At 64.4% G+C, this 14,351-nt stretch carries 16 protein-coding genes and 1 other RNA gene; 3 read left to right on the top strand and 14 right to left on the bottom strand.

Annotation, left to right across the window (positions count from 1 at the left end; genetic code table 11):
• Nucleotides 1–24: 24 nt before the first annotated feature.
• The 3 genes from mraZ to rsmI form a co-directional block, all read right to left on the bottom strand.
• Entirely contained in the window at nucleotides 25–486 is a 462-nt protein-coding gene (gene mraZ / locus T31B1_RS12480) for a division/cell wall cluster transcriptional repressor MraZ (RefSeq protein WP_353249837.1), read from the bottom strand.
• Nucleotides 487–846: 360 nt separating this feature from the next.
• An RNA gene (rnpB, locus tag T31B1_RS12475) (RNase P RNA component class A) lies at nucleotides 847–1,200 on the bottom strand.
• Between the two features lie 40 nt (nucleotides 1,201–1,240).
• Complete coding sequence (rsmI, locus tag T31B1_RS12470; protein WP_353249836.1) at nucleotides 1,241–2,104, bottom strand: 16S rRNA (cytidine(1402)-2'-O)-methyltransferase; 864 nt, start codon at nucleotides 2,102–2,104, stop codon at nucleotides 1,241–1,243.
• 171 nt (nucleotides 2,105–2,275) lie between these two features.
• Here rsmI and T31B1_RS12465 point away from each other — a divergent pair, with 171 nt between their 5' ends.
• From T31B1_RS12465 to T31B1_RS12455, 3 genes are read left to right on the top strand one after another with little or no spacing between them, the layout of a single operon-like run.
• Nucleotides 2,276–4,171, top strand: a complete 1,896-nt coding sequence (locus T31B1_RS12465; RefSeq protein WP_353249835.1) for a penicillin-binding protein activator — start codon at nucleotides 2,276–2,278, stop codon at nucleotides 4,169–4,171.
• Nucleotides 4,156–4,512, top strand: coding sequence for a YraN family protein (locus T31B1_RS12460; protein WP_353249834.1), 357 nt, complete (start codon nucleotides 4,156–4,158; stop codon nucleotides 4,510–4,512). Before T31B1_RS12465 ends, T31B1_RS12460 begins: the two co-directional genes overlap by 16 nt.
• On the top strand, nucleotides 4,502–5,116 hold the full coding sequence (locus T31B1_RS12455; protein WP_353249833.1) for a phosphoheptose isomerase: 615 nt from the start codon (nucleotides 4,502–4,504) through the stop codon (nucleotides 5,114–5,116). The genes T31B1_RS12460 and T31B1_RS12455 overlap by 11 nt, the downstream gene beginning before the upstream one ends.
• A 37-nt stretch (nucleotides 5,117–5,153) precedes the next feature.
• Here T31B1_RS12455 and T31B1_RS12450 read toward each other — a convergent pair whose 3' ends face one another.
• From T31B1_RS12450 to T31B1_RS12400, 11 genes are all read right to left on the bottom strand, one after another.
• Nucleotides 5,154–5,576: a ClpXP protease specificity-enhancing factor gene (locus T31B1_RS12450; RefSeq protein WP_502950972.1), complete on the bottom strand. Its 423-nt coding sequence runs from the start codon at nucleotides 5,574–5,576 to the stop codon at nucleotides 5,154–5,156.
• 36 nt (nucleotides 5,577–5,612) lie between these two features.
• Nucleotides 5,613–6,242: a glutathione S-transferase N-terminal domain-containing protein gene (locus T31B1_RS12445; protein ID WP_353249832.1), complete on the bottom strand. Its 630-nt coding sequence runs from the start codon at nucleotides 6,240–6,242 to the stop codon at nucleotides 5,613–5,615.
• A gap of 20 nt (nucleotides 6,243–6,262) precedes the next feature.
• Entirely contained in the window at nucleotides 6,263–7,015 is a 753-nt protein-coding gene (locus T31B1_RS12440; protein ID WP_502950990.1) for a cytochrome c1, read from the bottom strand.
• Entirely contained in the window at nucleotides 7,015–8,229 is a 1,215-nt protein-coding gene (locus T31B1_RS12435) for a cytochrome b (RefSeq protein ID WP_353249830.1), read from the bottom strand. The genes T31B1_RS12440 and T31B1_RS12435 overlap by 1 nt, the downstream gene beginning before the upstream one ends.
• The gene (gene petA / locus T31B1_RS12430; RefSeq protein WP_353249829.1) at nucleotides 8,229–8,825 is read right to left on the bottom strand and encodes a ubiquinol-cytochrome c reductase iron-sulfur subunit; all 597 of its coding nucleotides are present in this window, start codon (nucleotides 8,823–8,825) and stop codon (nucleotides 8,229–8,231) included. Before petA ends, T31B1_RS12435 begins: the two co-directional genes overlap by 1 nt.
• Nucleotides 8,826–8,954: 129 nt before the next feature.
• On the bottom strand, nucleotides 8,955–10,277 hold the full coding sequence (gene hisD, locus T31B1_RS12425) for a histidinol dehydrogenase (protein WP_353249828.1): 1,323 nt from the start codon (nucleotides 10,275–10,277) through the stop codon (nucleotides 8,955–8,957).
• The gene (gene hisG, locus T31B1_RS12420; RefSeq protein WP_353249827.1) at nucleotides 10,274–10,915 is read right to left on the bottom strand and encodes an ATP phosphoribosyltransferase; all 642 of its coding nucleotides are present in this window, start codon (nucleotides 10,913–10,915) and stop codon (nucleotides 10,274–10,276) included. The genes hisD and hisG overlap by 4 nt, the downstream gene beginning before the upstream one ends.
• Nucleotides 10,912–12,216, bottom strand: coding sequence for a UDP-N-acetylglucosamine 1-carboxyvinyltransferase (gene murA, locus T31B1_RS12415; protein ID WP_353249826.1), 1,305 nt, complete (start codon nucleotides 12,214–12,216; stop codon nucleotides 10,912–10,914). The genes hisG and murA overlap by 4 nt, the downstream gene beginning before the upstream one ends.
• Before the next feature lie 72 nt (nucleotides 12,217–12,288).
• Entirely contained in the window at nucleotides 12,289–12,528 is a 240-nt protein-coding gene (locus T31B1_RS12410; protein WP_353249825.1) for a BolA family protein, read from the bottom strand.
• 66 nt (nucleotides 12,529–12,594) lie between these two features.
• A complete protein-coding gene (locus T31B1_RS12405; protein WP_353249824.1) occupies nucleotides 12,595–13,350 on the bottom strand; it encodes an ABC transporter permease in 756 nt (251 codons plus the stop codon).
• The gene (locus T31B1_RS12400) at nucleotides 13,347–14,273 is read right to left on the bottom strand and encodes an ABC transporter ATP-binding protein (protein WP_353249823.1); all 927 of its coding nucleotides are present in this window, start codon (nucleotides 14,271–14,273) and stop codon (nucleotides 13,347–13,349) included. The genes T31B1_RS12405 and T31B1_RS12400 overlap by 4 nt, the downstream gene beginning before the upstream one ends.
• Nucleotides 14,274–14,351: the final 78 nt, after the last annotated feature.

Raw genomic sequence — 14,351 nt, 5'->3', positions numbered from 1 at the left:
GGCGAACGGCGGTCGAAGCGGGCATCACAGACTGATGTCCATGAGCACGTCGGGCAGGTCGCCGTTGGCCGCATCGTCTGCGAGCGCGGCGGCGGTATCGGCGGCCCGATCGTTGAACTGGCTTTCATCCCAGAGTTCGAAGAGGTTGCCGATGCCGGACAGCACGGCCTTGGATTCGAGGTGGGCGGCTGCCCGCAGATTCGACGGCAGCAGCATGCGGCCCTGTCGATCCATATCGACATCGCGCGCGTTGCCGATGAAAAAGCGCTGAATATCACGCACCTTGGGGTTGAGACTGCCCTTGGCCAGCAGCTGGGACTCGAAGCTCTGAAATTCGGTAGCGGGATAGATCAACAGACAGCCGTCCCAGTGCCGTGTAATGACGAGCCGGCCCGCACAGTCGTCGATCAACGACTGACGATACGACGCCGGGATCGCGATACGACCCTTGGCATCGATGGTGACCGGATGTGACCCCTTGAACAACGCAGCGGCCTCTCGTCGCTGTTAAACCACTTTGCCCCACTTCTTTCCCCGTGGCGCCACTATAGGCAGCCCGCCTTCGGGGTGTCAAGCACGAGAGCCGATACAAAAAACGCCAGCGAAACAGTGATTTCTGGCGTGTTTTAGAAGCGTTCCGGACTGGTTTGAGGGTCTGGACTTTTGTTTTGTATTCCAGTGTTTTAACCGCCGCAGCTCGACGAGATTCTGAGCGACCGAGCCGCGTCCAGGCCTTGCGCGGCAAAGCGCCACGGCAGGCTGAAGCAAATCGGTGGGGCAAAGTGGCGCGCATATCGCGCCGGTGGGGCGCCCGCCCATGGGAGCATGGCGGCGGGCCCGTAGAAGATTCGGAGTCGGCCGATAAGCCGGGTTCTGTCGTGCGCAGCCATTCATCTGGGACACGCGTCGCCGCGTGCCTCATGCGACCTACCCGAGGACTGTGCGGGCCGCACGTCGTCCTCCTATTTGGTCTTGCTCCGGATGGGGTTTACCGTGCCGCGAACCGTTGCCGGTCGCGCGGTGCGCTCTTACCGCACCGTTTCACCCTTGCCGGGCCTGCGAACAGGCCGTAGGCGGTCTACTCTCTGTTGCACTTTCCGTAGGCTCACGCCTCCCAGGGGTTACCTGGCATCCTGCCCTGTGGAGCCCGGACTTTCCTCCGCGCCCGCAAGCGGGCGCCGCGGCTGCGTGGCCGACTCCGAGCGCGGGAGTCTACCACTCGCGACCGGTGGCCGCCGGCCTAATGCGATGCCATTTCGAGCGCGCGCGCATAAGCTTCGTTGCGTGGCATGCCGGTGAGGCGGGCGACGATCTTGGCCGCCGGCCGCGTACCGGTGATCGCCAGCAGTTCGGCCAGCAGCGCGTCGACATCCAGGCTCGGCGTCGTCTCCTGACGTACCGGCGCGCCGGCCACGACCAAAACGAACTCGCCACGGCGATGGTTATCGTCGGCGAGCAGCCACTCGCCAATCGCCTCGGCGCTGAGACTCACGCTCTGTTCATGCAGCTTGGTGAGCTCCCGGCATAGCGTGATCTGTCGCTCGGCACCGAATACGCGCGCCATATCCGCCACACACTTGCCGATACGATGGCTGGACTCGTAGAACACCAACGTGCGCGTCTCCGCAGCCAGCTCCGCCAGACGGGCCGCCCGCGGTGTTGCCTTGGCCGGCAGAAAACCCTCGAACACAAACCGGTCGCTGGGCAACCCGGCGATCGATAGCGCAGCGATGGCCGCACAGGGCCCGGGCACGCTCTGAATGGGAAAACCCGCACGACGCACCGCGCGCACCAACACGAAGCCCGGGTCGCTGATCAGCGGTGTGCCTGCATCGCTGATCAGCGCGACGTCGTCCCCGTCGGCCAGGCGCGCAAGCAGCTGCTCGGTGCGCGCCTGTTCATTGTGTTCGTGCAGGGACAGCATCGGCGTGTCGATACCCAGAGGGCGAGTCAGGCGTGCGCTGTGGCGAGTGTCCTCGGCCGCGATGACGGCCGCCTGCCGGAGCACACGCACCGCTCGGGGCGCGATATCTTCGAGATTGCCGATCGGCGTGGCCACAATCCAGAGCGTGGCGCTCGGGCGGGCGGCGGTGAAAACACTCACAGATAAACGGTCGCTGACAGACGGCCGCCCAGTGTAGCCGAGCCCGATCGACGCCGGGCGACGATCGAGATGCGTCTTCGACAACGCCCTGTCGGCGCTGCGCTGCTAATATGCAGTACAAGCTTGGCGCGCCCGGGGGAACTGGCGCGCTCATATTGGGAGCCCTTGCCGATGACGTCTTCGATTTCGCCCGCTTTCCGCGCGCTGAGCCTGCTGCTCGTCGCCTTCGTTCTGGCCGGTTGCGCCGGCCAGATGCAGCGCCCGTCCGATACCTCGCAACCAACGGCCACCAATGACCCACGCCAGGCCGAAGCCCAGGGCGACTACGAGCGTGCCGCCACGCTCTACATGCAGGCATCCACCCGTACGTCCGACCCGGATCGTGCACGCGCACTGCGCCTGGAGGCCGGCCTGGCTGCGGCACAGGCCGGCAACGTCTCGATGGCGCGCCAGATTCTGGCCAGCATCGAGCCCTCGACCCTCAGCGAACTCGACCGGCGTCGTTACAGCCTCGCCCAGCGCGAGGTCGAAGTCGCCGACCTTCGTCCCGATCAGGCACTGGCCAAACTGCCGCCGCCGACCAGTGGCGTGCCCGGCGTGATAGCCGAGCGCGTCTGGGAAAAGCGCGCGCAGCTGCATTTCGCCCAGAACGATCTGATCGCCGGTATCGGCGATCTGGTGCAGCGCGGCGTCTGGTTGGTCGACGACACGATGCTGCGCGCTAACGATGAGCGCATCTACGACCGCGCACTCGACGCCATCGCCTTCGGTCAGGGCCCGCAGAGCATGGCGGCTCGCGACGCCGACGACACCACCCGCGGCTGGCTCGCCCTGGCCGATATCGGTCAGCGTCAGTGGGCCAGTCGGGACGCCCGCGATCAGGCACTCGCGCAGTGGGAACAACAGTACGCCGGCCATCCGGCAACCCGCACGCTGCTGGCCGATCGCTTCAACTACTCGCCGTCCACCACGCCGGTGTCGCGCGAGCCTGGCGCGCCGTCGATGGGCGCTGCCCCGCGACCGACCAGCGATACCGTGGCCCTGGCGCTACCCATGTCCGGCAAGTTCGCCAATGCCGCCCAGGCCATTCACGACGGTTTCATGTTCGCCTACAGCCACGCCGGCGCGAGCCTGCCCCAGCCGCTGGTCTACGATACCGAGACCATGGGGGCCAGCCAGCTGCTCGATCGGGCACGCAGCGATAACGTCGGCGTTCTGGTGGGACCGCTCGACAAAGAGAAGGTCACCGAGATCGCGCGCCTGAACAGCGATGTGCTCGAGGTCGCGCTGAACTACACCGACAATCCCAACACGCGCCCGGGCTTCTATCAGTTCGCCCTCGCCCCGGAAGACGAGGCGAGCGCGGTGGCACGGCATGCAAGCGAGCAAGGCTACTCGAGCGCCCTGGCACTGGTGCCCAAGGGCGACTGGGGCAACCGGGTCTTCGATGCCTTCCGCAATACCTTCAACGAACGCGGCGGCCAGGTCGTCAACTACGCCACCTATTCTCCGGATCAGCACGATCATCGCGGACCCATCCAATCGGTACTGTCCAGCCGCCAGGGCGCCGATTTCATCTTCGTGGCCGCCCAGCCGACCCAGGCACGCCTGATTCGCAGCCAGCTGCGCTTCTATCGCGCCTCCGATCTGCCGATGCTGTCCACATCCCATATCTATACCGGCACGGTCGACACCGATAACGATATCGATCTCAACGGGGTGGGCTTTGCCGACATGCCGTGGGTGATCGGATCGGGAAATTTCCTCGATTCGCGTCGCAGCGAAGCCGCCCAGCGCTACGGCGATGTCGCCACGCGCTACTCGCGGCTGTTCGCCATGGGCATGGACGCCTGGACGCTGGCCGAGCAGGTCGTCGACACCGGCTTGTCGCCCGGCGACGTATTCGAGGGAATGACCGGCGTGCTCGCGATGCAGCCGGACGGCAGCGTACAACGCTACCTCGCCTGGGGCGTGTTCCGTGGCGGGGCCCCGCAGCTCGTGGAGATGCCCAGCCGCAGCGACGCCCAGACCGACCGCGCCGACTCCGCGCCGTGGGCACGACGCTAGAGACCGGACGCGCCGCCGAGGCCCGGGTCGATCGCGCGGCGCGCCGCCGCGGCTGGCGGCGTGTCGCCCGCAACTACAATGTGCGTGGCGGCGAGCTCGATCTGGTCTACCGGGCCGATGAACTGCTGATTATCGTGGAGGTGCGTTACCGTGCGCGCAGCGACTACGGCGGCGCAGCCGCCAGTGTCACCACGACCAAGCAGCGTCGTATCATCCACGCGACACGACATTTCCTGGCCGACAATCCCGGCCATGCACGCCGGCCGATACGTTTCGATGTCGTCGGCGTCGATGACTCCGATGAACTGGACTGGATAGAGAACGCCTTCTATGCCGAATGATTCCGGCAGCGATGCCCGCATTGCCCTGATTGGCCGGCTGTTCGACGACAGCCGACAGGCCAATCGACGAACACGCAAGGCGCTCGACGCCAAGACCGTAGCCGCCGCAGACCTGATGCTCGCCTGCCTCGCCGACGGCGGCAAGATTCTGTCCTGCGGCAATGGCGGCTCGGCCGGCGATGCCCAACACTTCTCATCGGAGCTGATCAACCGGTTCGAACGCGAACGCCGTGCGCTGGCCGCAGTCGCGCTGACCACCGAAAGCTCCACGCTCACCGCGATCGCCAACGATTACGACTACGATCGGCTGTTCTCACGCCAGGTCGAAGCGCTGGGACGGACCGGCGATGTGCTGTTGGCGATCAGCACGAGTGGAAACTCAGCCAACGTCGCGGCCGCGGTTGAAACAGCCCATCGTCTGGACATGCGCGTGATCGCTCTCACCGGACGCGATGGCGGCGTCATCGGCGGCCAATTGGCATCGACCGATATCGAGTTGCGAGCCGCCGCCGACAGCACCGCGCGTATCCAGGAGATGCACCTGCTGTTGATCCACTGTCTGTGCCGGCTGATCGAGGACGATCTACTCGGCACGGCGGACTGAGCAGGTCCCGCCGCCGCGGGCATGTTGCGAGGTCGAGCTACTTGACGACCTTCAGATGCGCCCGCTTTTTGGACGGGCCGCCATCCGGACCATCGCCATCGCCGTTCGAGTCGTCTTCGGGCTCGGCCGTGGGAGGCGCTTCGACTTCGCCGAAAAGCATACCCTCGCCGTTTTCCCGCGCATACAGCGCCAGTACCGCCCCCGGCGGCAGACTGACGTTGTAGTTCTGCCCCGAAAACCGCGCCGAGAAGCTGATCAGGGCGTTGTCCAGGCTCAAGCCGCGGACCGCGCCGGGGCTGATGTTGACGGTGATCTTACCGTCTTCAGTCACGAATTGGCGCGGCACATCGACGCCGTCAGCGTCGGCCGCCACGAGCAGATGCGGGGTCAGATCGTTGTCCAGTACCCAGTCGTACAGGGCACGGATCAGATAGGGACGGCGCGAAGACAATTCGGCCATGGGGTACTCCGTTGGGCAGACCCGAACGGGCCCGCTCTAGCCGACGTCCGGCTGCTCCATATCGGCCTCGAAGGCCGACAGGCTCTGTGCGAACGCGGGACGCTCGAACAGCCGGCGTGCGTATTTCTTCAATTGTTTGCCGCGACGCTCCGGCAACTCTACGCCGTAGTGTCGCAGACGCCACAGGATGGGCGCGAGTGTGCAGTCGACGAGCGAGAACTCCTCGCCGATATAGGGCCGGGAGGAGAAGTCCGCGGCGAGCGTGGCCAGCAACTCGGTCATGCGCTCACGGGCCTTGCGTGCCACGGCGGGCGTGGACTCCAGATCGTCGCACAGCGTGTACAGATCGGACTCCATGCGGAAGATCGCCAGACGGTACTGGGCACGCAGAACCGGATCCACCGGCATTAGCGGCGGATGCGGATAACGCTCGTCGATATATTCGAGGATGATGCGCGGGTCGTATACGACCAGCTCCCGATCAACCAGTGTGGGCACCGTGTTGTACGGGTTGAGCTCGAGCAGATCCTCACTCTCCTGGTCCTCCCGCAACTCGACCACGTCATAGCTGGCCACACCCTTTTCGGCCATGACCAGACGCACACGATGGCTATGAGCACAGGCCTCACGCGAATACAGCGTAATCGTCGAACTGCGGCTGGCCATCGTGGCGCCTCTATCGGTGGTTAGTGCACGTCACGCCAGAATTCACGCTTGAGCATGTAGGCAAGACCCGTGAACAGCAGCAGGAACACGATGACCTTGAAGCCCAACGAGTAGCGAACCATCTTCGCCGGCTCGCCGACATAGACCAGGAAATTGGTCAGATCGCCCACCGCCGAACGATACTGCGCCGGGTTGAGCTCGCCGTCCTGCACCAACTTGAACTGAGGCTCACCGCCGCCATGGCCTTCCCCGCCACCTTCGGCGTCGCCGTGGCCATCCTCGCCATGCTCGAGCACCTGATAGCCCTGCAACGGGGCCAACACAGCCGGCATCGCGGTATTGCTCATCACGACATTGTTCACGCCCGTCGGCCGCGAGTCGTCCAGGTAGAAGCTCAGCAGGAAACTGTAGATCCAGTCGGCACCCCGCTCGCGCGCGGTCAGCGAAAGATCCGGAGGCGCCTTGCCGAACCATTCGGCCGCCTCTTCCGACGGCATCGTGCCCTGGATCGTGTCGTGGATCTTGCCCTGCGTCAGCATGAGATTGTTCTCCATGACGTCTTCGGGAATATCCAGATCCTCGGCGATTCGCTGGTAGCGCATGTACTCCAGCGAATGACATCCCGAGCAGTAGTTCATGAACAACTTGGCGCCGCGTTGTAGCGAAGCCTGATTGCCCAGGTTGGCGTCGAAATGGAACGGGACCGACTCGCCGCCGGCCGCAAAGGCCGAGGCCGGCATCAACAAAACAAGTGCGAACAACAGCTGACGCATCATCCCGTCACCCTTTCCGGAACCGGCTTGGTCCTGTCAATGATGCTGTACAGCGGCATCAGCAGGAAGAACGCGAAGTAGACGATCGTGGCGATACGGGCCACCAGCGTGAGCATCGGGCTCGGCGGCTGGGTGCCGATATAGCCGAGAATCAAAAACGAGATCGCCAGGGCGGCAAGCATGACCTTGAAGATGATGCCCTTGTATCGGATCGACTTGACCTTGCTTCGATCCAGCCAGGGCAGAACGAACAGGATCAGCACCGCAGCGAACATGGTGATCACGCCCCCGAGCTTGTCGGGCACGGCCCGCAACATGGCGTAGAAGGGCGTGAAGTACCACACCGGCGCGATATGTTCGGGCGTGACCGACGGGTTGGCCTCGGTGAAATTCGGCGGCTCGAGGAAGAACCCGCCGAACTCCGGCGCGAAGAAGATCACGCCGGCGAACAGGATCAGGAACACGCCCACCCCGAACAGATCCTTGACCGTGTAATACGGGTGGAACGGAATGCCGTCGGCCGGGTGCCCGTCGGCGTTCTTGTTGGCCTTGATCTCGATGCCGTCGGGGTTGTTCGAGCCCACATGATGGAGCGCCATGATGTGGGCGATGACCAAACCGACCAGCACGAACGGCAACGCCACGACGTGCAGGGCGAAGAAGCGGTTGAGGGTCGCGTCCCCGATGACGAAGTCGCCGCGAATCCAGGTCGTCAGATGCTCGCCGACAACCGGGATCGCCGAGAACAGCGAGATAATCACCTGCGCACCCCAGTACGACATGTTGCCCCATGGCAGCACGTAGCCCATGAAGGCCTCGGCCATGAGCGCCAGGAAGATCAGGCAGCCGAAAATCCACAGCAGTTCGCGCGGCTTGCGATACGAGCCGTACAGAAGTGCGCGGAACATGTGCAGATACACGACAATGAAGAAGAACGACGCGCCGGTCGAATGCATGTAGCGGATCAGCCAGCCCCATTCGACGTCGCGCATGATATAGGCGACCGACCCGAACGCGGCCGCGGCCGAGGGCTTGTAGAACATCGCCAGCCAGATGCCGGTGATCAGCTGATTGGCCAGCACCAGCATGGCCAGCGAGCCGAAGTAGTACCAGACATTGAAGTTCTTCGGCGCATAGTACTGGCCGATGTGCTCGTTCCACAGCTGCGTCGCCGGGAAGCGCTCGTCGACCCACCCCATGAATCTGTTTGCCATTACGCGGCCTCCTCGCCCTGACCCGGATCCTCGCCCACGACGATGAGATCGTCGCTTTCATAGCGATGCGGCGGCACGACCATGTTCAGCGGCGCCGGCTGAGAGGCATATACCCGCCCGGAAATATCATAATGCGAACCGTGGCACGGGCAGAAGAAACCGGGATAGTCCAGCTGTCCGCCCGAAGCCTCGGGACGATACTTGGGCGAACAGCCCAGGTGCGTACAGATACCCACCATCACCAGCACCGGCTCCTTGATCGAGCGGTACTTGTTCTGGCAGTACTCCGGCTGCTGCTCGGCCTTGGAATCCGGATCGGCCAGCTCTCCGGCGACCTCGTCCAGGGTTTCCAGCATCTCCGGCGTCCGCCGGACGACCCAGACCGGCTTGCCGCGCCAGGTCACGCTGACCAGCGCCCCCTCTTCCAGCGCTGCGATGTTCACCTCGACCGGGGCACCGGCGGCGCGCGCACGCGCACTGGGCATCCAGGATTTGATGAACGGAGTGGCTACGAAAGCCGCGCCCACGCCACCGACGGCTGCGGTGGCGGTGGTCAAAAATCGGCGCTTGCCGACGTCGACCCCCTCTTTGCTCATGCGTTAAACCTCTTCGAGCAGGGCAGAAATGCCGGTTCGATTAGTCGTTGGACTGCTTGATCGGCGGCGTTGGACGACGCTGCCAGGATCGAAAAAGTATAGCACAGCGCCAGCTTTGTTCAGCCCCTATCAAGGCTTGGACGCGTTGGCACGGTCGGTGGCCGGCGCTCGCGCCTCGGCAGAAGCTGCATGCGCATGCAGGCCTTCACCGCGCGCGAGCTCGGCTGCGACAGGCGCCAGCACGGCCGCGCCTTCGGCGCTCGCCTGCACGATCGACAGGCGCTTCTGGAAATCGTAGACGCCGAGCGCCGACGAGAATCGAGCCGTGCGCCCGGTCGGCAGCACGTGATTGGGCCCCGCACAATAGTCGCCGAACGCTTCGGGTGTGCGATGACCCATAAAGATCGCTCCGGCATGGCGGATGTCGTCCAGCAGTGCGTCGGGGTCGTCGACCGCCAGTTCGAGATGCTCCGGCGCGATACGATTCGACAGGGCCACAGCCTCGGCCAGATTCGCGACTTCGATCAGCGCGCCATGATCCCGCAGCGCGGCCTCGATGATGGCTCGCCGTGGCTGATCGACGATCAACCGATCGACCGCGGCCGCTACCGCCGCGAGGTAGTCGGCATCGGGGCAGATGAGGATCGCGCGGGCCATTTCGTCGTGCTCGGCCTGGGCGAACAGATCGTAGGCGGCCCAGTCGGGATTGCCCCGGCCGTCGGCAATGATCAGCACCTCCGACGGGCCGGCCACCGACTCGATTCCGACGCGACCGAACACCTGGCGCTTGGCCGAAGCCACATAGGCATTGCCGGGCCCGACGATCTTGTCGACCTCGGGCACACACTCGGTGCCATAGGCCAGCGCGGCCACGGCCTGGGCGCCGCCGACGGTGAAAAACCGGTGTACCCCGGCCAGCGCCGCCGCCGCCAGCACCCAATCGTTGAGTTCGCCACCGGGTGCCGGTGACACCATGACGATTTCCGACACGCCGGCTACGCGGGCGGGCAGCGCGTTCATTAGTACGCTGGACGGATAGGCGGCCTTGCCGCCCGGCGCATAGATGCCGGCCCGCTCGATCGGCCTGACGACTTGACCCAGACGATTACCGTGTTCGTCGATGAAACTGTGAGATTCGAGCTTCTGCGATTCGGCGAACCGGATGATCCGCTCGGCCGCGGCTTCCAGCGCGCCCCGCGGGCCGGTCGGCATGGCATCGAGGGCGGCCTGAAGCCGGTCGGCGCCGATCTCCAGCGAAGCCATATCTGTAGCCGGATGCCGGTCGAGCGTCCGGGTATATTCCAGTACCGCGGTATCGCCGCGGTCGCGTACATCGGCGATGATCTCGGCCACGCGTGCGTCGACAGCGCCCTGGGCCGGGCTGTCTCGGTCGATCAGCCTGGCGAAGGCCGCGGCGAACGTATCCGCACGGCTGTCCAGACGCTGGATCATGCCCCGGCCTCCGCAGGTGCGAACAGGCCGAGCAGTTCGGACAGCTCGGCGTGCTTCATCTTCTGCGCGGCCTTGTTGACCACCAGCCGGGCGCTGATGTCCTCGATCACGTCGAAGGCTTCCAGACCGTTGGCACGCAGGGTGTTGCCGGTATCCACCAGATCAACGATGACATCGGCCAGACCGACAATGGGCGCCAGCTCCATGGAGCCGTAGAGCTTGATGATCTCGACCTGTCGACCAAGCCGGGCGAAATACGCACGGGCGGTTTCGACATATTTCGTGGCCACCCGCAGCGGTCGGTGGCTGGCCGCATCCATGGCGCCGGGCAGCCCGGCGGTCATCAGCTTGCAGCGGGCGATGCCCAGATCCAGCGGCTCGTACAGATCCGCCCCGCCATGCTCGATGAGCACGTCCTTGCCGGCCACGCCGATATCGGCCGCACCGTAGGCTACGAAGGTCGGCACGTCCGATGCGCGGATGACCAACAACCGCAGACCGGGATGGTTGGTTTCGAACACGAGCTTGCGTGAACGGTCCGGATCGACCTCCGGTTCGATGCCCGCGGCGGCCAGCAACGGCAGCGTGGCTTCGAGAATGCGCCCCTTGGACAGTGCGAGCGTAACCTGTCGGCTCATGCCGCGCCCTCCGCGCTCGCGCCGCGGGCGGTCACCGGCGCGCGATCGGGCAGACGCTGGATCCGACCGCCCAGCTGGGCCATCTTCTCCTCGATACACTCATAGCCGCGATCGATATGGTAGATCCGACGCACGTCGGTCGTGCCGTCGGCCACCAGCCCGGCGATCACCAGCGAGGCCGAAGCCCGCAGATCGGTCGCCATCACCGGCGCGCCGGTCAGCCGATCGACGCCGGTAACGATCACGGTGTTGCCTTCCTGACGGATCTTCGCGCCCATGCGCTGGAGCTCGGAGACATGCATGAAGCGGTTCTCGAACACCGTTTCCGTGACCGTGCCCACGCCGGCGGCCAGCGCGTCGAGCACGCAGAACTGGGCCTGCATGTCGGTCGGGAATCCCGGATATGGCGCGGTCCGCAGATCTACCGAAGTCGGTCGCTGGCCGCGCATGTCGACCTCGACCCAGTCGTTGCCCTGGCTGATCCGACCGCCGGCCTCAGCCAGTTTGGCCGTAACCGTGTCCACGAGCGACGGGTCGGTCTGGGTCACCTTGACCCGGCCCCGGCTGGCGGCGCCGGCAACCAGAAAAGTGCCGGTCTCGATACGGTCGGGCAACACGCGATGCCGCGCCCCGTGCAGGGATTTCTTGCCGCGGATCGTGATCGTGGACGTGCCCGCGCCTTCGATCTCGGCACCCATCGCGGCCAGACACCGCGCCAGATCGACGACCTCGGGCTCACGCGCGGCGTTTTCCAGAATAGTCACGCCATCGGCCAGCGTGGCCGCCATCATGAGATTCTCGGTGCCCGTCACCGTGACCGTATCCATGGGAATACGCGCGCCCTTGAGCCGCGAGGCCCGGGCTTTGACATAGCCGGCCTCGACACGGATTTCCGCGCCCATCGCCTCGAGCCCGCGCAGGTGGATATCCACCGGCCGCGCACCGATCGCGCAACCGCCGGGCAGCGAGACCTCGGCCTCGCCGTGGCGTGCCAGCAAAGGACCCAGCACCAGGATGGAGGCGCGCATGGTCTTGACCAGATCATAGGGCGCCACACACTGGGTCAGGGTCGATGCATCGGCCTCCACGACCATGTAATCGCCGATGGTCACCGACACGCCCATATGTGCCAGCAGCACATTGGTAGTGGTCACATCCTCCAGATGCGGCACGTTCTCGACATACAGTGTCTCGTCGATCAGCAGGGCGGCCGCCATGATCGGCAGCGTGGCGTTCTTGGCGCCGGACGCCCGGACATCGCCGTTGAGCGGCGGCCCGCCCTCGATACGTAACAGATCCATTGCGCGTCTATCCTTGAAAGCGTCGCCGCGAGGGCGAGAATCCGAGTCGTCTCGCCCGCTCGGGCGGCAGAATCAGACCAGGCCGGCCTGTTCGGGGGTCATTGTCTTGAGCGACAGTGCATGGATCTCGCCCCCCATGCGTTCGCCCAGCGTCGCATAGACCATGCGGTGCTGCTCCACGATCCCCTTGCCCACGAAGCTTGCGCTGATCACGCGGGCAGCAAAGTGCTGGCCATCGTCGCCCATGACCTCGACACGAGCGTCGGGCAGTCCGTCCTGTATGAGTTCGCGTATGGCGTCGGCGCTGTACATGATGTCGGTTCGTTCGAAACTGGCGCGAAATGCTAGCACGAGCCGGGCGGCGACCGGCGCACCCGGCTACCCGCGTATCTTGTAGCCGCGCGACAACATGCCGATGCACAGCGCCGATACCAGCGCGAATACGAGCGCAGCGACCAGTACGCTGATGGTCGGATTGGAATCACCCACCCCGAAAAAGCCCTGACGGAACCCGTCGATCATGTAGAACACGGGGTTGAAGTGCGAGGCTTTCTGCCAGAACTCCGGCAGTGAATGAATCGAGTAGAACACGCCGGAGAGAAACGACAACGGCATGATGAAGAAATTCTGGAACGCCGCCAGATGATCGAACTTGCTGGCAACGATGCCGGCGATCATGCCCAGTACGGCGAGCGTGCCGCCGGACAGCAGCAGCATCACGATCACCAGCAACGGATGATGGATCGGCACGTGCACGAACAGCGCGGTCACGCCGTAGAGCACGCTGGCCACGAGCGTGGCCCGCAACAACGATGCCCCGATATAGGCCAGATAGATCTCGAACGCGGACAGCGGCGTCATCAGTAAGAACACCAGATTACCCATCACCTTGGATTGGGTGATCGACGACGAGGTGTTGGCAAACGAATTCTGGATGATGCTCATCATCATCAGCCCCGGCACCAAAAACGCCGACGACGGGACACCCTGGATGGTCTGGCCCTGCAGCACCTGGCCGAACACCACCATGTAGAGCAAGGCGGTGACCACCGGCGCCCCCACCGTTTGCAGAATGACACTGTAGAAGCGCCGGACTTCCTTGACGAACAGCGTGAAGCAGCCCTGCCAGTTCATGCCGCGGCTCCCTTGTCGGAAGTCAGCTCCATGAAGATATCCTCCAGATGTGGTTCGCGGGTCTTCACGTCCTGAATGCGATAGCCGGCATCGCGGATGCCCTCCATGACGTCGGCGATGAAGTGGCGGCCCTGTTCGAGCTTGAGTTCGAGCGTATCTTCGTGGCGATCCTCGACCAGCGCCTCGATCTCGGCGGGCAGCGGCCCGCCGTCGCCGGACAACTGCAGCGACAGAAAGCGATACGGATGGCGCCCCAGCAACGCCCGCTTTTCCTCGAGCACGTCCAGTGAGCCGTGATTGAGAATCGCGATGCGATCGCACAGCTCTTCAGCTTCTTCCAGATAGTGCGTCGTCAGCACAATCGTATGTCCGGCGTCGTTGAGATCACGGGTGAAATGCCAGAGGGTGCGCCGCAGTTCGACATCCACGCCCGCGGTGGGCTCGTCGAGTATCACCACGTCGGGCTTGTGCACCAGCGCCTGAGCGATAAGCACACGCCGTTTCATGCCGCCCGAGAGCGCACGCATCGATTGATTGGCCTTGTCGGTCAGATCGAGCCGTTCCAGCAGTTCGTCGATCCAGGGCCAGACCTCGCGCCCACAGCCGAAGTAGCCGGCCTGAATACGCAGCATCTCGCGGACCGGGAAGAACGGGTCATAGACCAGCTCCTGCGGCACGACGCCCAGCGCCCGCCGCGCGGCCCGGAAATCCGCGCGTACGTCGTGCCCGAGTACGGCCACCGAACCGGAGCTGGCATGTGTCAGCCCGGCGATGATCGAGATCAGCGTCGATTTGCCCGCGCCGTTGGGCCCGAGTAGTCCGAAATATTCGCCGCGTCGGATATCGAAACTGACATCCTTGAGCGCGTGCGTGCTGGCATAGCGCTTGTCGACATGATCGATCGAGATCGCGATATCGCTCATTGGAAGATCCGCCGCTCGAAGAAAGGGCGCGCATTATACGACCTGGCGCAATATATGCATTTGGCAGTGACTTCGACG

Source organism: Salinisphaera sp. T31B1 (genome assembly GCF_040361275.1).
Taxonomy (GTDB): Bacteria; Pseudomonadota; Gammaproteobacteria; order Nevskiales; family Salinisphaeraceae; genus Salinisphaera.
Note: the sequence above shows the minus strand (reverse complement) of the source record. Positions and strands in the feature narration are given on the sequence as shown.